Below are 23,814 nucleotides of genomic sequence, written 5' to 3'. Positions count from 1 at the left end.
CCACTCTCACGGCGACCCGCATCCTCAACGATCTTCACTTCATCAAGCAGCAAAAGGGACACACCAACGATGGCAAAAATCTTCTGCGTTGCGAACCAGAAGGGTGGTGTCGGCAAGACCACCACCACAGTCAATCTGGCCGCGAGCCTGGCAGCGCAGGGACAGCGAGTTCTTCTCATCGATCTGGACCCGCAGGGCAATGCCACGATGGGGAGCGGCATCGATAAGGCCGAATGTACGAACACTGTCTACGAAGTGCTCGTGGATAACGTGTCCGTGGCCGATGCGCGCGTGCGGCCGGAAGCGGTCGGCTACGACGTGTTGCCCGCGAATCGCGAACTCGCGGGCGCCGAGGTGGAACTGGTCAGCATGCAAAATCGCGAGCGTCAGTTGAAGGTGGCGCTTGCGGCGGTCGAGAGCGAATACGACTTCGTGTTGATCGATTGCCCACCCGCATTGTCGCTGCTCACGCTCAACGGGCTGTGCTCCGCGCATGGCGTCGTGATCCCGATGCAGTGCGAATACTTCGCGCTCGAAGGCCTGTCCGACCTCGTCAATACGATCAAGCAGGTTCACGCCAATCTGAACCGTGACCTGAAGGTGATCGGTTTGCTGCGCGTGATGTTCGATCCGCGCATCACATTGCAACAGCAGGTTTCGGATCAACTGAAAGAGCATTTCGGCGACAAGGTGTTCGACGCGGTGATCCCGCGCAACGTACGGCTTGCCGAGGCGCCCAGCTATGGGCTGCCCGGCGTGGTGTTCGACAGGGCGTCGCGTGGCGCGCAGGCCTACGTGCAGTTCGGCGCGGAAATGATTGAGCGGGTGCGCGCATTGAACGACGCGCCCCAGGCATCCTAAGTGGATCGAGGAAGCACGATGAACGCAGTAGCAAGAAAGAAAGGATTGGGCCGCGGTCTGGAGGCATTGCTCGGCGGCACCGCGGATATCACCGAGGCGGTGGCGATCGAGGGTGCGCCGAACGTGCTACCGCTCAGCAAGATGCAGGCCGGCAAATACCAGCCGCGCACGCGCATGGACGAGGGCGCGCTGCAGGAACTCGCGGCCAGCATCCGCGCGCAGGGGCTGATGCAGCCGATTCTGGTGCGCCCGATCTCCGCGGACAAATACGAGATCATCGCCGGTGAGCGACGTTTCCGTGCCGCACGCCTTGCCGGCCTTGAAGAGGTGCCGGTGCTCGTGAAGGACGTGCCGGACCAGGCCGCCGCCGCGATGGCGCTGATCGAGAACATTCAGCGCGAAGATCTGAATCCGCTCGAAGAAGCGCAGGGCATCCAGCGTTTGCTCGACGAATTCCACTTCACGCACGAGCAGGCGGCGGAATCGGTTGGCCGCTCGCGCAGCGCGGTGTCGAATCTGCTGCGTCTGCTCAATCTCGCGGCGCCGGTGCAAACGATGCTGCTCGCCGGAGATCTCGACATGGGCCACGCTCGCGCGTTGCTCGCCGTCGATGCCGCGACGCAGATCACGCTGGCCAACCAGGTCGTCAACAAACGCCTCTCGGTGCGCGAGACCGAAAAGCTCGTCGCGATGACGACGAAGACGACGCCCACGGTCAAGGCCCGCGCGAATCCGGATGGCGGGCGCGATACGCGGCGTCTCGAAGAGGAACTCTCGGACCTGCTGGCGTCGACCGTGAAAATCAAACTCGGCCGGCGTGGCCGTGGCCAGGTGCTTGTGGACTTCGGCGATCTCGACGCACTGGAAGGCATTCTTGTCCGCTTGCGCGGCAACGCCAACGTCTGACCGACGATCAATGAGGGTAGGGCGCTGCGGTTCCGGGCGCCCTCGAACCTTGCCTCGTGAATCGTTTTTTCGACTAACGAACATGCCTTCCAATTATCATGGATTCCTGAATAGTATCGGCCAAATAATCAGTCATGCCAAGTTTGAGTGGGCTGCAATGGTAGATCGACGGCCACGGCAATCCTTACGGCCTGCTATCGCAAGCGGGCAGATACACTCGCGTAAACATGTTCCCCGCATAGACGCTGCCAGCACGAAACGGCGCCAGTTCTCCCCGAAAAAAACCGCATTTGTTGCATTTCCGAGACGTCTGCCATAACGTCGAAACAGCCTGCCGGCAAGCTTCGATCCATGCGATCGGGAGCCATGGTTTTGTCGTCCCACGCCTGCCTTACATTTGACGTGTTTCGCACTGCCAGCAAGCGTTTTACCGTATCGTGGGCCCAAGTTTCACGCCGTTATAGCGCGGCCTAAAGTCTTGAATTGCCTGCAACTATCGCTTACAATCGCCCGGATTTAATTGCACGGCAACCCCGTAAGCGCTGCGTAAGCTCGCGGGCTGGAAAGAGACTTTCGGAACATTGCGATGGCGGTCAAAACGTCGAATCTGTCGCCGAAGAATGGGCACGACGAACACCGCGCAGAACGCTCCGCTTCCGATGCGTCCTCCAGCCGGCAGTTCGACCCGGCCGAAGCATGGGATGACGGGCAGGAAGATAACAATATCGTTCCGCTCACGCGGGCCGAGGCAGAAAAGCTGTTTGGTCCTGACGTGGGTCGTCCATCGCGGGTGACGCCTTTCAGGGTCGTTGCAGCGCAAGTGGTTTTGTCCCTGGTTGCTACGCTGGCGTGGTGGCTGTTTTATAAGCCGCCGGGCGCTGCTGCGCTGTCCGCGTTCCTGGGGGGAGCGATCTGTTGGGTGCCGGGCGCGTTGTTCGCGGCACGTTTGATAAAGCAGCGCGGCGTCGAGACAGTGATGAGCTGGATGATCGGCGAAGCGCTCAAGATGGGGACAACGATCGCGATGTTTGTAGGCATCGCCTTCTGGTATCACGATGTGCGCTGGATTCCGCTGCTCGTGACCTACCTCATCGCGCTGAAGACTTACTGGATTGCCTTGGCGTGGCGCTAAGGTAGCAGTACCAAAAATAGCAGCACGAAGAATTTAAGGCCGGCGCGTGGCGTCGGCACGGGTGTGCGGATGAGACAGGGCCTGCACCCGGCGCGTTCCCGCAATAGAGTATTTCGGCGGGAACGGCCTCAAACGATTTTCGACAATTTGGGTGGCTTTAACGATATGGCAGCTAGCGAAGGCACGCGAGCAATGGACCCGTCCGAGTACATTGCGCACCACTTGCAGAACTTTTCCACCGCGCACCAGACGTCGATTTTCGACATCCACGTGTGGAATCTGGACACCCTCTTCTGGTCGATCGTTTGCGGCCTGGTCACCATCTTCGTGCTGCATCTCGCTGCCCGCAAGGCAACGTCCGGCGTGCCGGGCCGTTTCCAGTGCGCGATCGAAATGCTCGTCGAAATGGTCGAGGATCAATCGAAGGCGATGATCCACGGCTCGCGTACTTTCATCGCTCCGCTCGCGCTGACCGTGTTCGTCTGGGTCGCGCTGATGAACTCCCTCGACTTTATTCCCGTCGACCTGCCGGGCCGCGTGATCGGCTGGCTGGGTCTGTCCGAAGTGATTCCGCACCACCGCATCGTGCCGACCGCCGACCTGAACGGCACCATCGGCATCGCACTCGGCGTGTTCGTGCTGATGATTTACTACAACTTCAAGATCAAGGGCGTCGGCGGCTTCGTGCATGAACTGCTGTCCGCTCCGTTCGGCGCGCATCCGCTCCTGTGGATCCCGAACCTTGCACTGAACATCATCGAGTTCGTCGCGAAGACGGTCTCGCTCGGCATGCGGCTGTTCGGCAACATGTATGCGGGCGAACTGTTGTTCCTGCTGATTGCCCTGCTCGGCAGCATCTGGAGCTTCGGCGCGGACACGACGGTGCTTGGCTTCATCGGCCACGTGATCGCCGGCAGCGTGTGGGCAATTTTCCACATCCTGATCGTTCTGCTGCAGGCGTTCATTTTCATGATGCTGACGCTGGTGTACATCGGCCAGGCACACGACACGCACTAACCTGCGCGGTCGGTAAAAGAATCGTAGTTTTTCAAATCCCAGTTCCAACCAGTTCTAAAAGACTTTTCACAAAGGAGTGATCATGCAAGCTTTCATCGCCAACATCCAGGGTCTGACCGCCATCGGTATCGGCATCATCATCGGCCTGGGTGCAATCGGCGCCTGTATCGGTATCGGTCTGATGGGCGGCAAGTACATCGAAGCATGCGCCCGTCAGCCGGAACTGATGAACCCGCTGCAAACCAAGATGTTCCTGCTGGCTGGTCTGATCGACGCGGCGTTCCTGATTGGCGTTGGTGTGGCAATGCTGTTTGCGTTCGCGAACCCGCTGCTGTCGAAGCTGGCAGGCTGAGGTTCCTCGGAGGTTTGCGTCTGAGCTATAACTGGTAAAGGCGCAGGGCGGAACGGGTACTGGGGCGCTGATCGAACACAGAATCGATGAGCGCCTTGCCGTTTCACTTTCCGAACAAGCAACGTTTAAGGAAACACCGTGAATCTCAACGCAACCCTGTTTGCGCAAATGGTCGTGTTCCTGATCCTCGCGTGGTTCACGATGAAGTTCGTGTGGCCGCCGCTGATCAACGCCCTCGACGAGCGCTCGAAGAAGATCGCTGACGGCCTCTCCGCCGCGGAAAAGGGCAAGCAGGAACTCGAAGCCGCTCACAAGCGCGTCGACCAGGAACTCTCCCAGGCACGCAATGCCGGCCAGCAGCGTATTGCCGACGCGGAAAAGCGCGCCGTGGCAGTCGCCGACGAAATCAAGGCACAGGCACAGGCTGAAGCCGCCCGCATCATCGCGCAGGCGAAGGCCGACGCGGAGCAGCAAGTCGTGAAGGCGCGCGAAACGCTGCGCGGCGAAGTCGCCGCACTCGCCGTGAAGGGCGCTGAGCAGATCCTGAAGCGCGAAGTCGACCAGGCCGCTCACGCTGACCTGCTGAATCAACTGAAAGCCGAGCTCTGATCATGGCCGAACTTGCAACCATCGCCCGTCCGTACGCGGAAGCGCTGTTTGGCGTGGCCGAAGCTGGTGACATCGCCGCCTGGTCCACGCTCGTGCAGGAGCTGGCACAGGTTGCGCGTCTGCCCGAAGTGCTGTCGATCGCCTCGAGCCCGAAAGTGAGCCGCACCCAGGTCAGCGATCTGCTGCTGGCTGCGGTCAAGTCGCCGCTCAAGGACAACGCGCAAGCGAAGAATCTGGTGCAGATGCTGGTGGACAACCATCGCCTGCAATTGCTGCCGGAAATCGCCTCGCAGTTCGAAGAGTTGAAGAACGCCCGCGAAGGGGCGGCAGATGTGCTGATCGTCAGCGCATTCCCGCTCGAAGGTGCGCAGTTGAACGAACTCGTCGCAAGCCTCGAACGCAAGTTCAAGCGCAAGCTGAAGCCGACGGTCGAAGTCGACCCGTCGTTGATCGGCGGCGTGCGCGTGACGGTCGGCGACGAAGTGCTCGATACCTCGGTCCGCGCGCGGCTTGCCAGCATGCAGACGGCCCTGACGGCCTGAAGCGCCTTGCGCTTTAGCGGCTGGCACGCAACAGAATTGACTATCAGGAGCGAATAATGCAACTCAATCCCTCTGAGATCAGCGAGCTGATCAAGAGCCGGATCCAGGGCCTTGACGCGAGCGCAGACGTTCGCAACCAGGGCACCGTGATCTCCGTGACCGACGGTATCGTGCGTATCCACGGCCTGTCGGAAGTGATGCAGGGCGAAATGCTCGAATTTCCGGGCAACACCTTCGGTCTCGCATTGAACCTCGAGCGCGACTCGGTCGGTGCCGTGATTCTGGGTGAGTACGAACACATTTCGGAAGGCGACATCGTCAAGACGACGGGCCGCATTCTCGAAGTGCCGGTGGGTCCGGAACTGCTCGGCCGCGTGGTCGACGCACTCGGCAACCCGATCGACGGCAAGGGCCCGCTCAACGCGAAGATGACCGACGCAATCGAAAAGATTGCACCGGGCGTGATCTGGCGTAAGTCGGTTTCGGAGCCGGTCCAGACCGGCCTGAAGTCGATCGACGCGATGGTGCCGATCGGCCGTGGCCAGCGCGAGCTGATCATCGGCGACCGCCAGTGCGGCAAGACCGCAGTCGCAGTCGACGCGATCATCAACCAGAAGGGCAAGAACCTCGTCTGTATCTACGTCGCGATCGGCCAGAAGGCTTCGTCGATCATGAACGTGGTGCGCAAGCTCGAAGAATCGGGCGCGCTCGAATACACGATCGTCGTAGCCGCTTCGGCTTCGGATTCGGCAGCGATGCAGTACCTCGCGCCGTACGCCGGCTGCACGATGGGCGAATACTTCCGCGATCGCGGCCAGGACGCGCTGATCGTTTATGACGACTTGACCAAGCAGGCCTGGGCATACCGTCAGATCTCGCTGCTGCTGCGCCGCCCGCCGGGCCGTGAAGCTTACCCGGGTGACGTGTTCTATCTGCACTCGCGTCTGCTTGAGCGTGCTGCTCGCGTCTCGGAAGAGTACGTCGAGAAGTTCACCAACGGCGAAGTGAAGGGCAAGAGCGGCTCGCTGACGGCACTGCCGGTCATCGAAACGCAGGCAGGCGACGTGACCGCATTCGTTCCGACGAACGTGATCTCGATTACCGACGGCCAGATCTTCCTTGAAACCGACCTCTTCAACGCAGGTATCCGCCCGGCAATTAACGCCGGCGTGTCGGTGTCGCGTGTGGGTGGCGCGGCACAGACGAAGGTCGTGAAGAAGCTGTCGGGCGGTATCCGTACCGACCTCGCGCAGTACCGTGAACTCGCAGCGTTCGCGCAGTTCGCATCGGACCTCGACGAAGCGACCCGCAAGCAGCTCGAGCGCGGCCGCCGCGTGACGGAACTGCTCAAGCAGCCGCAGTATCAGCCGCTGCAGGTGTGGGAACTGGCTGTGTCGCTGTTCGCGGCGAACAACGGTTACCTCGACGACCTCGAAGTCGGTCAGGTTCTGCCGTTCGAAAAGGGCCTGCGCGACCACCTGAAGGCGAGCCATGCTGACCTGGTCAAGCGTATCGAAGATACCAAGGAACTCTCGAAGGACGACGAAGGCCTGCTGCATACGGCCGTCAAAGACTTCAAGAAGTCCGGCGCTTATTGATCCGCGAGTGATCCGCAAGGCATAAACGGACCTTGAAGCGGCGCGGGCCGCATGCGAATGCTCCCGTGCTGCTTCGACCGCTTTGCATGGGACCCGAGTAAGCGCTGAAGCGCTAACTCGGGCCGACAAAGGAGCAAGCAATGGCTGGAATGAAGGAAATTCGCGGCAAGATCAAGAGCGTGCAAAACACGCGCAAGATCACGAAAGCGATGGAGATGGTGGCCGCATCGAAGATGCGCCGCGCTCAGGAGCGCATGCGCGCTGCTCGCCCGTATGCCGACAAGGTCCGCGACATCGCTGCGCACATGAGCCGTGCGAACCCGGAGTATCGTCACCCGTTCATGGTGTCGAACGACGGCGCGAAGGCGGCCGGCATCATCCTCGTCACGACCGATAAGGGTCTGTGCGGTGGGATGAACACCAACGTGCTGCGCGCGTCGGTGCAGAAGTTCAAGGAACTGGAAGGCCAGGGCAAGACGATCGAAGCAACCGCGATCGGCAGCAAGGGGCTCGGTTTCCTGAACCGTTTGCGCGCCAAGGTCGTGTCGAACGTCGTGCATCTGGGCGATACGCCGCATCTGGAAAAGCTGATCGGCGCAGTCAAGGTGCAACTCGACCTGTTCTCGGAAGGCAAGATTTCGGCGGTGTACCTCGCGTACACGCGCTTCGTCAACACGATGAAGCAGGAGCCGGTGATCGAGCAGCTGCTGCCGCTGTCGGCGGAGCAGTTCGAGCGCACGAAAGAAGACGGCACGACGCCGCGCACGCAGTGGGACTACATCTACGAGCCGGATGCACAGGCCGTGGTGGACGAGCTGCTGGTGCGTTATGTCGAAGCGCTGGTTTATCAGGCCGTCGCGGAAAACATGGCATCGGAGCAATCGGCCCGGATGGTGGCGATGAAGGCCGCTTCGGACAACGCGAAGACGGTCATCAACGAACTGCAACTCGTGTACAACAAGAGCCGTCAGGCCGCGATCACGAAAGAACTGTCGGAAATCGTCGGTGGTGCGGCGGCGGTCTGACCGTAACGGTCGGCAGCCGCTCATGTGCGCCCGTAGTGGCGCACCCATCGAAACTGCGCCTTTGCGCGAGTGAAGAATTGAGTATCTAAAGGAAAAGCGATGAGTACTACTGCTTTGGTAGAAGGCAAGATCGTACAGTGCATCGGCGCGGTGATCGACGTGGAATTTCCGCGTGAAACCATGCCGAAGATTTACGACGCGCTCATTCTCGAAGGTTCGGAACTGACGCTCGAAGTCCAGCAGCAGCTGGGCGACGGCGTGGTCCGCACCATCTGTCTGGGTGCTTCGGACGGTCTGCGCCGCGGCACGATCGTGAAGAACACCGGTAACCCGATCAGCGTGCCGGTCGGCAAGCCGACCCTCGGCCGCATCATGGACGTGCTGGGCCGTCCGATCGACGAAGCCGGTCCGATCGCGAGCGAAAACATGCGCTCGATCCACCAGAAGGCGCCGGCGTTCGACGAACTGTCGCCGTCGACGGAACTGCTCGAAACCGGCATCAAGGTGATCGACCTGATCTGCCCGTTCGCGAAGGGCGGCAAGGTGGGTCTGTTCGGTGGCGCCGGCGTGGGCAAGACCGTGAACATGATGGAACTGATCAACAACATCGCGAAGGAGCACGGCGGTTACTCCGTGTTCGCCGGTGTGGGCGAGCGGACCCGCGAAGGGAACGACTTCTATCATGAAATGAAGGACTCGAACGTTCTCGACAAGGTCGCGCTCGTGTACGGCCAGATGAACGAGCCGCCGGGCAACCGTCTGCGCGTCGCGCTGACCGGCCTGACGATGGCCGAGCACTTCCGTGACGAAGGCCTCGACGTGCTGTTCTTCGTCGACAACATCTACCGTTTCACGCTGGCCGGTACCGAAGTGTCGGCACTGCTCGGCCGTATGCCGTCGGCGGTGGGCTATCAGCCGACGCTGGCTGAAGAAATGGGTAAGCTGCAAGAGCGTATTACGTCGACCAAGACCGGCTCGATCACCTCGGTGCAGGCCGTGTACGTCCCTGCGGACGACTTGACCGACCCGTCGCCGGCTACGACCTTCGGCCACCTGGATGCAACCGTCGTGCTGTCGCGTGACATCGCTTCGCTCGGTATCTACCCCGCAGTGGACCCGCTCGATTCGACCTCGCGCCAGATCGACCCGAACGTGATCGGCGAAGAGCACTACTCGATCACGCGCGGCGTGCAGCAAACGCTGCAGCGTTACAAGGAACTGCGCGACATCATCGCGATTCTGGGCATGGACGAACTCGCGCCGGAAGACAAGCTCGCCGTTGCGCGCGCTCGTAAGATCCAGCGTTTCCTGTCGCAGCCGTTCCACGTCGCTGAAGTGTTCACGGGCTCGCCGGGCAAGTACGTGCCGCTGAAGGAAACGATCCGTGGCTTCAAGATGATCGTCGAAGGCGAGTGCGACCATCTGCCGGAGCAGGCGTTCTACATGGTCGGCACGATCGACGAAGCCTTCGAAAAGGCCAAGAAGATCCAGTAAAGGTCGGGTGTAACGAAGCGGGCGCAGCAAAGTCGTACCGACTGAATAAGTCACTACTGACTTATCTCGCCTTCACTACGCTTAACCCAGCCTTGCATGAGACGAAAGTGAGCGCACCAAAGTGCTTACTTTCGTCGACAGGAGTCGACACTTATGGCAACCATTAAAGTAGACGTCGTCAGCGCGGAAGAGCAGATCTTCTCGGGCCAGGCGAAGTTCGTCGCGCTGCCGGGCGAAGCGGGTGAACTCGGCATTCTGCCGGGCCACACGCCGCTCATCACGCGGATTCGTCCGGGTGCGGTGCGTATCGAAGCTGAAAACGGCGAAGAAGAATTTGTGTTCGTCGCCGGCGGCATCCTCGAAATCCAGCCGGGCGCTGTGACGGTTCTCGCCGACACGGCAATCCGCGGCAAGGATCTCGACGAGGCCAAGGCCGAAGACGCACGCAAGCGCGCGGAAGAGGCGCTGCAGAACACGGGTTCGAACCTCGAATACGCAACCGCGCAGGCGGAACTCGCGTATGCGACGGCTCAGCTCGCGGCTATCCAGCGTCTGCGCAAGCTGCGCGGTCAGCACTAAGACACGCGGTAGAAAAGAGCAGCCTTCGCGGCTGCTTTTTTTCGGCATTAAATTGACGTTTACGTAAAGGTAAAAATCCGCGTAGTTGGGAGAGAGAAGACCAGCGGTCGCCGTCCGCGCAATGCGCTGCGGGTAAGACTTGATGCCGGTTGGCCCTAAGCCGATGGCACAATCGATTTCAAATGTATTTCAGTCGAGCGAGCTTTCGCTCACGGAGACAACACCATGGCAACGCATATGTCGGGCGAAGGTGCGCTCATCGAACCCAGGGACGGACTGTCGTATGTGCGCGGGTCGACTGAAATTCCGTTGAGCGAAGCGACCGTCGGCGAGTTTCTGCGAGAAACGGCGGCTCGCTTTCCCGATCGGCCAGCCGTGGTGTTTCGCGAGCAGGGCATCCGCTGGACGTGGAAGGCGTTCGCGGACGAGGTGGATGTGCTCGCGTCAGGGCTGATCGCGCTCGGTATCGCGAAGGGCGATCGCGTCGGTATCTGGTCGCCGAATCGCGTCGAGTGGCTGCTGACGCAGTTCGCGACGGCGCGCATCGGCGCGATCCTCGTCAATATCAATCCGGCTTACCGGCTCGCCGAACTCGAATACGCGCTGAACAAGGTCGGCTGCAAGGCGATTATTGCCGCCGAGCGCTTCAAGGCGTCGATGTATCTCGAGATGCTGCAGGAACTGGCTCCCGAACTGGCAACGCAGGCACTCAGCGAACTCCACGCCGCGCGGCTGCCGGAGTTGCGCTACGTGATCCGCATGGGCGACACGGAAACGCCGGGCATGCTGAGCTTTTCCGAGCTGATCGAGCGGGGGCGCGCGACGCTCGACACGGCCAGGCTCGATGCGATCGGCGCCACGCTGTCGTGTCACGAACCGATCAACATCCAGTTCACGAGCGGCACGACCGGCAACCCAAAGGGCGCGACGCTGACGCATAGCAACGTGGTCAACAACGCACGCTATATCGCGATGGCGATGCGGTTGAGCGAACACGACGGCTTGTGCATTCCCGTGCCGCTCTATCACTGCTTCGGGATGGTGCTGGCGGTGCTCGCGTGCGTCTCGGTGGGCACGAACATGGTGTTTCCGGGCGAAGGCTTCGACCCGGCCGCGACGCTTGCCGCGACCGCGGAGGAAAAATGCACCGCGCTGCATGGCGTGCCGACGATGTTCATCGCCGAACTCGATCACCCGACGTTCGCATCCCACGACTTCTCGCGCCTGCGTACCGGCATCATGGCGGGTTCGCCATGCCCGATCGAAACGATGAAGAAGGTCGTCTCGAAGATGCAGCTGGCCGAGATCACCATCGCCTACGGCATGACGGAAACGAGCCCGGTGTCGTTCCAGAGCTCGACGACCGATCCGCTCGACAAGCGCACTACGACGGTCGGCCGTATCCAGCCGCATCTGGAAGTGAAAATCATCGATTCGCTCGGCAATGTCGTGCCGGTCGGCGAGACCGGCGAGCTCTGCACGCGCGGCTACTCGGTGATGCTCGGTTATTGGGGCGATGAGGCGAAGACGCGCGAGAGCATTGTCGACGGCTGGATGCATACCGGCGATCTGGCGACGCTCGATAGCGAGGGCTACTGCAACATCGTCGGCCGTCTGAAGGATATGCTGATTCGCGGCGGAGAAAACATTTATCCGCGCGAGATCGAGGAGTTTCTGTTTCGCCACCCGAAGATTCAGAGCGTGCAGGTGTTTGGCGTGCCCGACGCGAAGTATGGCGAAGAGGTTTGCGCGTGGGTCGTGCTGCGCGCGGGCGAACATGCGACGGCCGAAGAGATCCAGCAGTTCTGCCAAGGGCAGATTGCGCACTACAAGGTGCCGCGATATATCCGCTTCGTCGACGAATTGCCGATGACCGTAACCGGCAAGGTACAAAAATTCATTATGCGCGAGCGGATGATCGGCGAATTGAAGCTGAGCGTAGACAAGACCGCGTGATGCCTCACGAGCACTCGTGATACAGGATTCGAATAGGGAAGGAAACGCGGGTTGCGTGAGAGGTTTCGTCTCGCGCAAACGTTTGGGAAGACGAAAAAAAAGCGGGCCTGGAGCCCGCTAAAAACCACACGCTACGGGGTTAGCGCGAGGAGACCAAAGATGGGACCGGCTATCACGGCGACCCTGTGCCGATTACGGCCCCAACAGGGATGCCCCTTCACAGGGCTTCGGCAAAGCCGACCGGCAAGTGCATCGTATCCGCTCACACCACGCACCCAGCCACATCCGTGTTGAAACCGTTGAGGGCATTGTGGGCGAATTAACTTATGAGCGCGGTAACAAAGTGTTTCAGGTTGTAACGCCCGCCAGATAAGGCGCTGCGGGATTTATTGCCAAAATAAATCGTTTCAAACGTAGTATTTACCGATGACTGCCGCGCAATTTCATACGCATGATTGATGCCATTCGCGACGCATATCGCCGCATAAACTATTCGGTCGATTGCGCATGAAGTAGTTGCATATGCATCTTTTGCACGGCGAGTTCCCCGTATTACAAGAGCTTGGTCCGCCCCGGAAAATTCATCTGGTGAAATGCACGGTACGTGCTGCGTCGCAAAACTTTTATTTCCGATTCCTCGCGTAGAAAACAGGGGCGGATTGAGCATCTTGTGACGCTGCGGCCATGGCTTGGATACGCTCAGAAACGTCGTGGCTCGTTACACGATCGTCTCCTTGCGAAACGAAACCGTCTTATGAGACTGGCTGCCTGCCCGAGCAAGAGCAGTTCACGACAGGCGGCCCGAAACAGCACACACAAAAACACGGGTAAATGGCGGCCTTACTTCAGCCACTTATCCGAAATAGCCTGATATTCGCCCGTTGCGCGCGCGAGATGCAGCCACTGGTCGACATACTGTTGGAACGCCACGTCGCCGCGCGGCAGCAGCCACGCCTTCTCGCCGTACTGGAACGGCTTGTCGGGGTGCACCGAGCACAGACCCGGATTCAGCTTCTGCTGCAACAGCGTCTCCGAGGCATCGGTCACCATCACGTCGGCTTTTCCGGCGAGGATCTGCTTGAAGATCGTCACGTTGTCCGGATAAACGGTCACGTTCGCATGCGGAAAGTATTGCTTTGCGAACTTCTCGTTCGTGCCGCCTGGATTGACGATCACCCGCGTGGCCGGCTGGTCGATCTGCGCGACGGTCTGGTATTTGTTGACGTCGTCGCAGCGGACGATCGGCGTCTTGCCGTCGATCATGTACGCCTGCGTGAAAAACGCATGCTTTTGCCGCTCGAGCGTCGGCGAAACGCCACCGATACCGATATCGCATTTCGCGACGAAGTCGGTCATCAGGTTCGACCACGACGTCTTGACGAACTCTACCTTCACGCCGAGCGACCTGGCGAGCGACTCCGCCATGTCGATGTCGATGCCTTCGAACTGCCCATCCCCCTTGTAGAACGAGTACGGCTTGTAGTCGCCGGTCGTACAGGCGCGCAGCGTGCCGCGGCTCATGATGTCGTCGAGCCGGGAAGGCGCGGTGGCGGTCTGCGCGCTGGCCACGCCCACCTGCATCAAGACGCCGGCGAGCGCGCCGAGCATTGCGAGAGCTGCCTTGTTCATCGAGTCTCCTTGTCGTGTGTAATTGGCTGGTAAGGCTGACGGATAGTAGCCCGCCAACGCGAGCTTGAACATCGGCCGTTCAGCCAGGTCCAGCCGGGCCGACAATGACAGCCTGCCGCGAATCGCCCGCCACGCGCGCCTTTGCCACGGCCGCAACCCCAAAGAGCGGGCTTTATGAGCCGCGAGCGCAACAGTTATTGGTCCGATCACGCGTAATGCGGCGAGCCGGGTCCGGTAAAATGCCGCCTTGCCTTCAGCTTTCTGGTCGTACGCAACGTGGCCCATCAACTTCTGAACGACACTTTCCTGCGCGCGCTGCTGCGCCAGCCAACCGACTACACGCCGATCTGGCTGATGCGCCAGGCGGGCCGCTATCTGCCCGAATACAACGCCACGCGCGGCCGCGCGGGCAGTTTCCTCGGGCTCGCGAAGAGCCCGGCCTATGCGACGGAAGTCACGCTGCAGCCGCTCGACCGCTATCCGCTCGACGCCGCCATCCTGTTTTCCGACATCCTGACCGTGCCCGACGCGATGGGGCTGGGTCTCGAGTTCGTCAACGGCGAGGGGCCAAAATTTGCCCACCCGGTGCGCACCGAAGACGATGTCGCACGGCTTGCCGTGCCGGACATCGATGCGACGCTGCGCTACGTGACCGACGCCGTGCGCGAAATCCGCGTGGCGCTCAACGATGCGCAAGGCCGTCAGCGCGTGCCGCTGATCGGCTTCTCCGGCAGCCCGTGGACGCTCGCGTGCTACATGGTCGAAGGCGGCGGCTCGGCGGATTTCCGCACCGTCAAGTCGATGCTCTACGCGCGTCCCGATCTGCTGCACCGGATTCTCGACGTCAACGCGCGCTCGGTTGCGGCATACCTGAACGCGCAGATCGAAGCTGGCGCACAGGCCGTGATGATTTTCGACACGTGGGGCGGCACGCTCGCAGACAGCATTTATCAGCGGTTTTCGTTGCACTACATCGAACAGGTGGTGAGCCAGCTCAAGCGCGAGCATGACGGCGAGAAGATTCCCGTGATCGCGTTCACGAAAGGCGGTGGCCTGTGGCTCGAAGACATCGCCGCAAGCGGCGTCGACGCGGTCGGCCTCGACTGGACCGTCAACCTCGGCAAGGCGCGCGAGCGCGTCGGCGGCAAGGTCGCGCTTCAGGGCAATATCGACCCGTCCGTGCTGTTTGCGCCGCCTTCCGCGATTCGTAGGGAAGCGCGCGCGGTGCTCGACAGCTTCGGCAATCATCCGGGGCACGTTTTCAATCTCGGACACGGCATTTCGCAGTTCACGCCGCCGGAGCACGTCGCCGAACTGGTCGACGAAGTGCATCGCCATAGCCGCGCGATTCGAAGCGGTGCGCATACGCCGGCGTAATGCCGTCACCGACGCTGATTTTGTTGCGATGCAGCGAAGTGGGCTCTCGGCCTAAGGACGAATGTGCGGCGCAGAGGCCGTCAGATGGCGGTCTTGTGATTGTCAAGACTTGACTTATGCACATTCGTCACGCTGCGGCGCGGTAGAGGCTTTAATCGTGCCCCACCCCTTGCAATTTGCCGGCGCATTTGATCTAAGCCTTGTCTGGTAAGGGTTTGCGGGGAATCCGGCAAAATGTGCGCAACCCCACAGAAGGCCGTCGCGACGCCATTTCCGGCCCATCGGAGTGAAGTTCTTAACAAAGTTATCCACAGGGCAGCGAGTCGAGTGCAATTATTCAGCCGAATCCAAAACTTAGCGGCGAAATTGAAGTTTTACTTTAACTTCGACGGCCTCGCTTCGCGTCCAATTGACTCTGTGGTGTGGCTTGCGTCCGTGCAATGTTTTCGGCTTCCCTGCACCGCGTGAGCGACATGTTCGTCCGCGTCGCGCTCGACCATCCGCTGCCGACTCTGTTCGACTATCGCTGCGACACGCCGGAAGCGGCCGTGCCAGGCACGCTCGTTAGCGTGCCGTTCGGCAAGCGCCATGTGGTGGGGCTTGTCTGCGAAGTGACCGCTCACAGCGACGTGCCGGCCGAGCGTCTCAAGGCTGTGGATAAAGTCTGCGCCGCCTGTCCGCCAGTCTCGGCGCAATGGCTGGGGCTCGCCGCGTTCGCCGCGGATTACTACCAGCGCGGTCTCGGCGAAGTCGCATTGCCCGCGCTGCCGCAGGCTTTGCGCGATGCGTCACGCTGGTCGCGGCTGTTCGCGCCGGAAGAGCGCTATCGGCTGATGCCCGAGGGTCGCGCGGCCTTGCCCGATACCTTGCCGGCCCGCGCGACGGCGCTGCGAAAGCTCGCGCAGGCGCTTGCCGAAACCGACTTCCTGCTTGCCGCCGACGCCCGCGCGCTCCATCCCAAGGCGCTGGCCACGCTGGAGAGTTGGCTGGCGGCCGGTTGGGTCGCGCTCGACGTGATCGAAGCCGCGGCGGTGCCGGCGGCCACCTCAGCGGCGGACGTGCCCGCGCCCTCGCTTCCCACGCTGACGGACGAGCAGGCCGCTGCCGTCGAAGCGATCCGCGATGCGGACGGCTTCGCGCCGTTCCTGCTGCACGGCGTGACCGGCAGCGGTAAGACCGAGGTGTATCTGCGCGCGCTTGCTGAAATGCTGGCCGCGAAGCCCGACGCTCAGGCGCTCGTGCTCGTGCCGGAAATCAACTTGACGCCGCAGTTCGAGGCGGCTTTCCGCGCGCGCTTCGCCGCGCTCGACGGCACGGCGATCGTCACGCTGCACAGCGGTCTCGCGGAGGGCGAGCGCGCCCGCAACTGGTTCGCCGCGCACACGGGCCGCGCGCGCATCGTGCTCGGCACGCGCCTCGCGGTGCTCGCATCGCTGCCGCGGCTCGCGATCATCGTCGTCGACGAGGAGCACGATCCGGCCTACAAGCAGCAGGAAGGTTTGCGCTATTCGGCGCGCGATCTGGCGATCTACCGCGCGAAGCAACTCGGCGTGCCGGTCGTGCTCGGCTCGGCGACGCCGTCGCTCGAAAGCTGGTGGCAGGCCGACCAGGGGCGCTACAAGCGGCTCACGCTGTCGCGCCGCGCGGTCGCCGATGCCGTGCTGCCGACCGTGCGGCTCATCGATCTCGAAGACGAGCGCCGGCGCGGGCGTGCCTCGGTCGAAGGCCTGTCGGGACCGCTGATCGCGGCGCTGAAGACGCGCCTCGAGCGCGGCGAGCAAAGCCTCGTGTTCCTGAACCGCCGCGGCTACGCGCCGCAGCTCGCGTGCGACGCGTGCGGCTGGGTCGCCGGTTGTCCGCGTTGCAGCGCCTATGTCGTGCTGCACAAGCCCGAGCGCGCGCTGCGTTGTCACCACTGCGGCTGGGAAGCGCGCATTCCGCGCTCGTGTCCGGAGTGCGGCAACGTCGATATCGCGCCGCTCGGGCGCGGCACGCAGCGCGTCGAGGAAACGCTCGCGAGCGCGGTGCCGGGCGCCCGCGTGCTGCGTATCGACGCCGACAGCACGCGCCGCAAAGGCAGCGCGCAGGCGCTGTTCTCGGACGTTCACGCGGGCGAGGTCGACATTCTGGTCGGCACGCAGATGATCGCGAAGGGGCACGATTTTCAGCGCGTCTCGCTGGTCGGCGTGCTGAATGCCGATACCGCGCTTTTTTCCCACGACTTCCGCGCGAGCGAGCGCCTGTTCGCGCAGCTGATGCAGGTGAGCGGGCGCGCGGGCCGCGCCGGCTTGCCGGGCGAAGTGCTCGTGCAGACGCGTTATCCGCGTCACGCGCTGTATCACGCGCTGGGCCGTCACGATTACGTCGGTTTTGCCAACTCGACGCTCGCCGAACGGCGCGATGCTCACCTGCCGCCGTTCGTCTACCAGGCGCTGCTGCGCGCCGAAGGGCGCACGCTCGAGGCCGCGCTCGCGTTCCTGCAGCAGGCCGCCGCCGAACTTGTCCACATCCCCGCCGCCGAGCGGGTGACCGTCTACGATGCGGTGCCGCTCACGATCGTCAAGGTCATGCACGTGCATCGCGCGCAACTGCTGATCGAGAGCGCTTCGCGCGCCGCGCTGCAGGCGACGCTGCGTGCGTGGCAACCGCTGCTACGCGGGCTCAAGGGTGTGCTGCGCTGGAATCTCGAAGTCGATCCGCTCGACATCTGACGCTCGCGGCTGGATCGCTGCGGCGTCGCACCGGCGAGTTGCCGTCATGTGGAGAGCCGGGAGGCGCTCGAACTGCGCATTCCGGGATTCGTCGTCGTCAGCTCGGGTTTGGGCGGGAGCGCTTCCGGTGGCGGGGCGTGCCGCCCGCCTGACCCGCTCGGGTCGCCGCGCAATGTCGGCACCTGGTTCGACGCGCCTGTCGTACAACTGATGCAATCGGCATGGCCGTGCGCCGCGTCGATCCAGACGCCCCGCAAGACGTCGTTTTCTTGCCACTTCGCGTGGGCCGTCGCGCCCGCATGCTCAATCGTTCAAGGCGGTCCGCGTCGTGTTGCTCGCCGATGCGCGCGAGGCCGCCTGTGTCTGATTCTCATCCTCTTCCTGCCTGTTCGGGCGCCCGGTCGCGCCTCGAATGAAGAGCACCGCACAGGTCGCACACAGCGCCCAGATGCCCAGTATCACCCACCACTTTTCCATCTCACTGCCCTCGAAGGCCCCGTTTGTCTTCTTTGCGTGCCCGCAAACCGCAGGTTTGGGGCCGCCCGTCACCGTATCTCTATATATCGGCGCGTGCAGTCGTTTGATAAGGCTAATTGCGAAAAGAATCACGCCAGGGAAAATACCGATCGCAACCACGCTGGCCCGAATTCGCCCCTTTGGCCGGAAACTCAAGCCGCATAAGGCTTAGAGAAGGGTGCAACCGCAATCGAGGGTTGGTTGCACCTTTTTATTGGGAGGCGTACGATTCGCCGAACATTTAGTCTTTTGCCGGGCTCGCACCTGGTACTGAAGAAGGAAACATGGCTAGCACCACCCTTGGCGTTAAGGTCGACGACCTCCTGCGTTCCCGGCTCAAAGATGCCGCGACCCGTCTCGAACGCACCCCGCACTGGTTGATCAAACAGGCAATCTTCGCCTATCTCGAAAAAATCGAGCACGGTCAGCTGCCCGCCGAACTGTCGGGCGCGACAGGCTCGGCCGATCTCGCCGACGGCTCCGCGGTCGAGAGCGAGGAAGACGGCGCATCGCATCCGTTCCTCGATTTCGCGCAGAACGTGCAACCGCAATCGGTGCTGCGCGCGGCGATCACGGCCGCGTATCGCCGCCCCGAGCCGGAGTGCGTGCCGTTCCTGCTTGGCCAGGCACGTCTGCCGGCCAATCTCGCGGGCGACGTGCAGGCGCTGGCCGGCAAGCTGGTCGAAACGCTGCGCTCGAAGAGCAAGGGCGGCGGCGTCGAAGGGCTGATCCACGAATTCTCGCTGTCGAGCCAGGAAGGCGTGGCGTTGATGTGTCTCGCCGAAGCGCTGCTGCGCATCCCCGACCGCGCGACGCGCGATGCGCTGATCCGCGACAAGATCAGCAAGGGCGACTGGAAATCACACGTCGGCCAGGCGCCGTCGCTGTTCGTCAACGCGGCGACCTGGGGCCTCATGCTCACGGGCAAGCTCGTGACGACCAATAGCGAGACGAGCCTGTCGTCGGCGCTCACGCGTCTGATCGGCAAGGGCGGCGAGCCGCTGATCCGCAAGGGCGTCGACATGGCGATGCGCCTGATGGGCGAGCAGTTCGTGACCGGCGAGAACATCTCCGAAGCGCTCGCGAACAGCCGCAAATACGAAGCGCGCGGTTTCCGCTACTCGTACGACATGCTCGGCGAGGCGGCCACCACCGAGGCCGACGCGCAGCGCTACTACGCGTCGTACGAGCAGGCGATCCACGCGATCGGCAAGGCGGCCGGCGGGCGCGGCATCTATGAAGGCCCGGGCATCTCGATCAAGCTCTCGGCGCTGCATCCGCGCTACTCGCGCTCGCAGCAGGAGCGCACGATGGGCGAACTGCTGCCGCGCGTGCGCTCGCTCGCGATCCTCGCGCGCCGCTACGACATCGGCCTGAACATCGACGCCGAAGAGGCCGACCGCCTCGAACTGTCGCTCGACCTGCTCGAAGCACTGTGTTTCGATCCGGAACTGGCCGGCTGGAACGGCATCGGCTTCGTGGTGCAGGCGTACCAGAAGCGCTGCCCGTTCGTGATCGACTACCTGGTCGATCTCGCGCGCCGCAGCCGTCACCGCATCATGGTGCGGCTCGTGAAGGGCGCGTACTGGGACACCGAAATCAAGCGCGCCCAGGTGGACGGCCTCGAAGGCTATCCGGTCTACACGCGCAAGGTCTACACCGACGTGTCGTACCTTGCGTGCGCGAAGAAGCTGCTGGGCGCGCCCGATGCGGTCTATCCGCAGTTCGCGACGCACAACGCGCACACGCTCTCGGCGATCTACTACCTCGCCGGCAACAACTACTACCCCGGCCAGTACGAGTTCCAGTGCCTGCACGGCATGGGCGAGCCGCTCTACGAAGAGGTCACGGGCCGCGACAAGCTGAACCGTCCGTGCCGCGTGTACGCGCCGGTCGGCACGCATGAGACGCTGCTCGCGTACCTCGTGCGCCGTCTGCTCGAAAACGGCGCGAACACGTCGTTCGTGAACCGTATCGCCGACGAAAGCGTCGCGATCAAGGACCTGATCGCTGATCCGGTCGAGGAAGCCTCGAAGATCGCGCCGCTCGGCGCGCCGCACGCGAAGATTCCGCTGCCGCGCAACCTGTACGGCGCCGAGCGCTTCAATTCGATGGGCCTCGATCTGTCGAACGAGCACCGGCTCGCGTCGCTGTCGTCGGCGCTGCTCGCGAGCGCGCATCATCCGTGGCGCGCCGCGCCGATGCTCGAAGACAACGACGGCGCCGGCGGCACCGCGCGCGACGTGCGTAACCCGGCCGACCAGCGCGATCTCGTCGGCACGGTCGTCGAAGCGAGCGCCGAACACGTGAGCGCCGCGCTCGCGCATGCGGTTGCCGCCGCGCCGATCTGGCAGGCAACGCCGGTCGAAGCGCGCGCCGACTGCCTCGCGCGGGCCGCCGATCTGCTCGAAGCGCAGATGCACACGCTGATGGGCCTCGTGGTGCGCGAAGCGGGCAAGTCGCTGCCGAACGCGGTCGCGGAAATTCGCGAGGCGATCGACTTCCTGCGCTACTACTCGACGCAGATCCGCAGCGAGTTCTCGAACGATACGCATCGCCCGCTCGGTCCGGTGGTCTGCATCAGCCCGTGGAACTTCCCGCTCGCGATCTTCATGGGCCAGGTGGCTGCCGCGCTTGCGGCCGGCAACACGGTGCTCGCGAAGCCGGCCGAACAGACGCCGCTGATCGCCGCGCAGGCGGTGCGAATCCTGCGCGAAGCCGGCGTGCCGGCGGGTGCGGTGCAACTGCTGCCGGGCGACGGCGAGACGGTCGGTGCCGCGCTGGTGGCCGATCCGCGCACGCGCGCCGTGATGTTCACGGGCTCGACCGAAGTCGCGCGCCTCATCAACAGGACGTTGTCGGGCCGCCTCGACCCGGACGGCAAGCCGATTCCGCTGATCGCCGAAACGGGCGGCCAGAACGCGATGATCGTCGATTCGTCGGCGCTCGCCGAGCAGGTGGTCGCGGACGTGCTGCAGTCGTCGTTCGACTCCGCCGGTCAACGGTGTTCGGCGCTGCGCGTTCTTTGTCTGCAGGAAGACGTCGCGGAGCGCACGCTCGAAATGCTGACGGGCGCGATGCGCGAGCTGGCGGTGGGCAATCCGGATCGCCTGTCGATCGACGTCGGCCCGGTGATCGACCTCGACGCGAAGCGCGGCATCGACGCGCACGTCGCGGCGATGCGCGACAAGGGCCGCAAGGTCGAGCAGTTGCCGTTGCCCGAGAGCACGGCGCAAGGAACGTTCGTGCCGCCGACGCTGATCGAGCTCGACAGCATCGACGAGCTGAAGCGCGAAGTGTTCGGCCCGGTGCTGCACGTCGTGCGCTATCGCCGCAGCCAGCTCGACAAGCTGCTCGAACAGATCCGCGCGACCGGCTACGGCCTGACGCTCGGCATCCATACGCGGATCGACGAGACGATCGCCCATGTGATCGGCCGCGCGCACGTCGGCAACATCTACGTGAACCGCAACGTGATCGGCGCGGTGGTGGGCGTCCAGCCGTTCGGCGGCGAAGGCCTGTCGGGCACGGGGCCGAAGGCGGGCGGCGCGCTGTATCTGCAGCGTCTGCTGGCGACGCGCCCGGCCGGTCTGCCGAAGTCGCTCGCGCAGGCGCTCGTCGCGGAAGTACCGCGAACGGCGGAAAACGGCGACAATCCTGCCGCGGCACTGACCGTGCTGCGCGACTGGTTGATCGCCGAGCGCGAACCGCAGCTTGCCGCGCGCTGCGACGGTTATCTGTCGCATGTGCCGGCGGGCGCGACCGCGGTGCTCTCCGGGCCGACCGGCGAGCGCAATACGTACACGCTGGGCCCGCGCGGCACGGTGCTGTGCATCGCGTCGACCGCGAGCGGCGCGCGCGTGCAGTTGGCGGCGGCGCTGGCTACGGGAAATCGAGCCTTGTTTGAAGGCGCGGCAGGTGAACAATTAGTGGCGCAGCTGCCTGCATCGCTGAAGGCGCATGCAAGCGTGAAGAAGAACGCCGATGCGTCGTTCGACGCGGTGCTGTTCGAGGGCGACAGCGACGAGCTGCTCGCACTCGTGAAGGAAGTTGCGAAACGCGCGGGGCCGATCGTTTCGGTGCAGGGCGTCGCAGCCCGTGCGCTCGCGAGCGGGGACGAAGACTACGCGCTCGAGCGTCTGCTCACCGAGCGCTCGGTCAGCGTGAACACCGCGGCAGCGGGCGGCAATGCGAATTTGATGACGATCGGTTGAGCGAACCTCGGCGATTTCTTCAATAGAACGAAGCGGCACGGCGACCCCGAAACCGCTTCATCCACACCTGGTATCAAGGAGATGCTATGCAACACACAATGAAACAGCTGGCAGGCGCAGCTCTGGTTGCCGCAATGTCGCTGGCGGGGACAGCCAACGCTCAATCGACGGAAGACGTGAAGATCGGTTTCGCCGGTCCGATGACGGGTGCGCAGGCGCACTACGGCAAAGACTTCCAGAACGGCATCACGCTCGCGGTCGAAGAGTTCAACGCGACCAAGCCGATGATCGGCGGCAAGCAGGTTCGCATCGTGCTCGACTCCGCCGACGACCAGGCCGACCCGCGCACCGGCACGACGGTTGCGCAGAAGCTCGTGGATGACGGTATCAAGGGCATGCTCGGCCACTTCAACTCGGGCACGACGATCCCGGCTTCGCGCATCTACGCGAACGCGGGCATTCCGCAGATCGCGATGGCGACCGCGCCGGAATACACGCAACAGGGCTTCAAGACCACCTTCCGCATGATGACGTCGGACACGCAGCAGGGCTCGGTCGCCGGCGCGTTCGCGGTGAAGAACCTCGGCATGAAGAAGATCGCGATCGTCGACGATCGCACCGCTTACGGCCAGGGTCTGGCCGATCAGTTCGAGAAGGCGGCGAAGGCGGCGGGCGCGACGATCGTCGATCGTGAATATACGAACGACAAGGCCGTTGACTTCAAGTCGATCCTGACCAAGCTGAAGTCGACCAACCCGGACTTGATCTACTACGGCGGCGCGGACTCGCAAGCAGCACCGATGGTCAAGCAGATGAAGCAGCTCGGCGTGAAGGCGCCGCTGATGGGCGGCGAAATGGTCCACACGCCGACCTTCATCAAGCTCGCGGGCGACGCGGCGAACGGCACGGTGGCTTCGCTCGCCGGTCTGCCGCTCGACGAAATGCCGGGCGGCAAGGCCTACGTCGAGAAGTACAAGAAGCGCTTCAACGAAGACGTGCAGACGTACTCGCCGTACGCCTACGACGGCGCGATGGCGATGTTCGCCGCGATGAAGAGCGCGAACTCGACCGATCCGGCCAAGTATCTGCCGGTGCTCGCGAAGACCTCGATGCCGGCCGTGACGTCGGCCAACCTCGCATACGACGAACGCGGCGATCTGAAGAACGGCGGCATCACGCTGTACAAGGTCGTCGACGGCAAGTGGACGACGCTGCAAAGCGTGGGCGGCAAGTAAGTTTTTTGCCGGCTGCGGTTGATGGTGAAAAAACCCCGCTTCGGCGGGGTTTTTTATTGGC

The 23,814-nt window shown here is 62.9% G+C and carries 17 protein-coding genes; 16 read left to right on the top strand and 1 reads right to left on the bottom strand.

Features of this window, described 5'->3' with window-relative positions; genetic code table 11:
* The first annotated feature begins 69 nt into the window (after positions 1-69).
* The 12 genes from F3J20_RS20915 (at position 70) to F3J20_RS20860 (ending at position 12,071) form a co-directional block, all read left to right on the top strand.
* On the top strand, positions 70-861 hold the full coding sequence (locus tag F3J20_RS20915) for a ParA family protein (RefSeq protein WP_167049059.1): 792 nt from the start codon (positions 70-72) through the stop codon (positions 859-861).
* Positions 862-879: 18 nt separating this feature from the next.
* Positions 880-1,767 (top strand): ParB/RepB/Spo0J family partition protein, encoded by an 888-nt coding sequence (locus tag F3J20_RS20910; protein WP_167049057.1) that lies wholly within the window; start codon positions 880-882, stop codon positions 1,765-1,767.
* Positions 1,768-2,353: 586 nt separating this feature from the next.
* Positions 2,354-2,899, top strand: a complete 546-nt coding sequence (locus F3J20_RS20905; RefSeq protein ID WP_167049055.1) for an ATP synthase subunit I — start codon at positions 2,354-2,356, stop codon at positions 2,897-2,899.
* A 165-nt stretch (positions 2,900-3,064) separates the two neighbouring features.
* A complete protein-coding gene (atpB, locus tag F3J20_RS20900; RefSeq protein WP_167049053.1) occupies positions 3,065-3,916 on the top strand; it encodes a F0F1 ATP synthase subunit A in 852 nt (283 codons plus the stop codon).
* An 82-nt stretch (positions 3,917-3,998) separates the two neighbouring features.
* Complete coding sequence (gene atpE / locus F3J20_RS20895; protein ID WP_007180033.1) at positions 3,999-4,268, top strand: F0F1 ATP synthase subunit C; 270 nt, start codon at positions 3,999-4,001, stop codon at positions 4,266-4,268.
* A 138-nt stretch (positions 4,269-4,406) separates the two neighbouring features.
* A complete protein-coding gene (locus tag F3J20_RS20890; protein ID WP_167049051.1) occupies positions 4,407-4,877 on the top strand; it encodes a F0F1 ATP synthase subunit B in 471 nt (156 codons plus the stop codon).
* Between the two features lie 2 nt (positions 4,878-4,879).
* Positions 4,880-5,419, top strand: a complete 540-nt coding sequence (locus F3J20_RS20885; protein WP_167049049.1) for a F0F1 ATP synthase subunit delta — start codon at positions 4,880-4,882, stop codon at positions 5,417-5,419.
* A gap of 56 nt (positions 5,420-5,475) precedes the next feature.
* Positions 5,476-7,017: a F0F1 ATP synthase subunit alpha gene (gene atpA, locus F3J20_RS20880; protein ID WP_167049047.1), complete on the top strand. Its 1,542-nt coding sequence runs from the start codon at positions 5,476-5,478 to the stop codon at positions 7,015-7,017.
* 140 nt (positions 7,018-7,157) lie between these two features.
* Positions 7,158-8,042, top strand: coding sequence for a F0F1 ATP synthase subunit gamma (atpG, locus tag F3J20_RS20875; RefSeq protein ID WP_167284400.1), 885 nt, complete (start codon positions 7,158-7,160; stop codon positions 8,040-8,042).
* Positions 8,043-8,141: 99 nt separating this feature from the next.
* The gene (gene atpD, locus F3J20_RS20870) at positions 8,142-9,536 is read left to right on the top strand and encodes a F0F1 ATP synthase subunit beta (protein ID WP_167049043.1); all 1,395 of its coding nucleotides are present in this window, start codon (positions 8,142-8,144) and stop codon (positions 9,534-9,536) included.
* Positions 9,537-9,689: 153 nt separating this feature from the next.
* Positions 9,690-10,115, top strand: coding sequence for a F0F1 ATP synthase subunit epsilon (locus F3J20_RS20865; RefSeq protein ID WP_007180027.1), 426 nt, complete (start codon positions 9,690-9,692; stop codon positions 10,113-10,115).
* A gap of 225 nt (positions 10,116-10,340) precedes the next feature.
* A complete protein-coding gene (locus F3J20_RS20860; protein ID WP_167284399.1) occupies positions 10,341-12,071 on the top strand; it encodes an AMP-binding protein in 1,731 nt (576 codons plus the stop codon).
* 840 nt (positions 12,072-12,911) lie between these two features.
* On the opposite strand, the gene F3J20_RS20855 is transcribed toward F3J20_RS20860, so the two are convergent.
* A complete protein-coding gene (locus F3J20_RS20855) occupies positions 12,912-13,700 on the bottom strand; it encodes a transporter substrate-binding domain-containing protein (protein WP_167049040.1) in 789 nt (262 codons plus the stop codon).
* A gap of 276 nt (positions 13,701-13,976) precedes the next feature.
* Here F3J20_RS20855 and hemE point away from each other — a divergent pair, with 276 nt between their 5' ends.
* The 4 genes from hemE to F3J20_RS20835 all read left to right on the top strand — a co-directional run bounded on the left by hemE (position 13,977) and on the right by F3J20_RS20835 (position 23,753).
* A complete protein-coding gene (gene hemE, locus F3J20_RS20850) occupies positions 13,977-15,077 on the top strand; it encodes a uroporphyrinogen decarboxylase (protein ID WP_167284398.1) in 1,101 nt (366 codons plus the stop codon).
* 473 nt (positions 15,078-15,550) lie between these two features.
* Positions 15,551-17,788 carry a primosomal protein N' gene (locus F3J20_RS20845; RefSeq protein WP_167284421.1) on the top strand — a complete coding sequence of 746 codons (2,238 nt, stop codon included), beginning with the start codon at positions 15,551-15,553 and terminating at the stop codon, positions 17,786-17,788.
* 800 nt (positions 17,789-18,588) lie between these two features.
* Positions 18,589-22,518, top strand: a complete 3,930-nt coding sequence (gene putA / locus F3J20_RS20840; RefSeq protein WP_167049036.1) for a trifunctional transcriptional regulator/proline dehydrogenase/L-glutamate gamma-semialdehyde dehydrogenase — start codon at positions 18,589-18,591, stop codon at positions 22,516-22,518.
* Positions 22,519-22,604: 86 nt separating this feature from the next.
* Positions 22,605-23,753, top strand: a complete 1,149-nt coding sequence (locus F3J20_RS20835) for a branched-chain amino acid ABC transporter substrate-binding protein (RefSeq protein WP_167049034.1) — start codon at positions 22,605-22,607, stop codon at positions 23,751-23,753.
* Positions 23,754-23,814 lie beyond the last annotated feature (61 nt).

It is taken from the genome of Paraburkholderia sp. Cy-641 (assembly GCF_011752945.1).
Taxonomy (GTDB): domain Bacteria; phylum Pseudomonadota; class Gammaproteobacteria; order Burkholderiales; family Burkholderiaceae; genus Paraburkholderia.
Note: the sequence above shows the minus strand (reverse complement) of the source record. Positions and strands in the feature narration are given on the sequence as shown.

Coding starts and splice junctions, on each gene's coding strand:
- F3J20_RS20915 (WP_167049059.1), top strand. CDS start 70: ATGGCAAAAATCTTCTGCGTTGCGAACCAGAAGGGTGGTGTCGGCAAG.
- F3J20_RS20910 (WP_167049057.1), top strand. CDS start 880: ATGAACGCAGTAGCAAGAAAGAAAGGATTGGGCCGCGGTCTGGAGGCA.
- F3J20_RS20905 (WP_167049055.1), top strand. CDS start 2,354: ATGGCGGTCAAAACGTCGAATCTGTCGCCGAAGAATGGGCACGACGAA.
- atpB (WP_167049053.1), top strand. CDS start 3,065: ATGGCAGCTAGCGAAGGCACGCGAGCAATGGACCCGTCCGAGTACATT.
- atpE (WP_007180033.1), top strand. CDS start 3,999: ATGCAAGCTTTCATCGCCAACATCCAGGGTCTGACCGCCATCGGTATC.
- F3J20_RS20885 (WP_167049049.1), top strand. CDS start 4,880: ATGGCCGAACTTGCAACCATCGCCCGTCCGTACGCGGAAGCGCTGTTT.
- atpA (WP_167049047.1), top strand. CDS start 5,476: ATGCAACTCAATCCCTCTGAGATCAGCGAGCTGATCAAGAGCCGGATC.
- atpG (WP_167284400.1), top strand. CDS start 7,158: ATGGCTGGAATGAAGGAAATTCGCGGCAAGATCAAGAGCGTGCAAAAC.
- atpD (WP_167049043.1), top strand. CDS start 8,142: ATGAGTACTACTGCTTTGGTAGAAGGCAAGATCGTACAGTGCATCGGC.
- F3J20_RS20865 (WP_007180027.1), top strand. CDS start 9,690: ATGGCAACCATTAAAGTAGACGTCGTCAGCGCGGAAGAGCAGATCTTC.
- F3J20_RS20860 (WP_167284399.1), top strand. CDS start 10,341: ATGGCAACGCATATGTCGGGCGAAGGTGCGCTCATCGAACCCAGGGAC.
- F3J20_RS20855 (WP_167049040.1), bottom strand. CDS start 13,700: ATGAACAAGGCAGCTCTCGCAATGCTCGGCGCGCTCGCCGGCGTCTTG.
- F3J20_RS20845 (WP_167284421.1), top strand. CDS start 15,551: ATGTTCGTCCGCGTCGCGCTCGACCATCCGCTGCCGACTCTGTTCGAC.
- putA (WP_167049036.1), top strand. CDS start 18,589: ATGGCTAGCACCACCCTTGGCGTTAAGGTCGACGACCTCCTGCGTTCC.
- F3J20_RS20835 (WP_167049034.1), top strand. CDS start 22,605: ATGCAACACACAATGAAACAGCTGGCAGGCGCAGCTCTGGTTGCCGCA.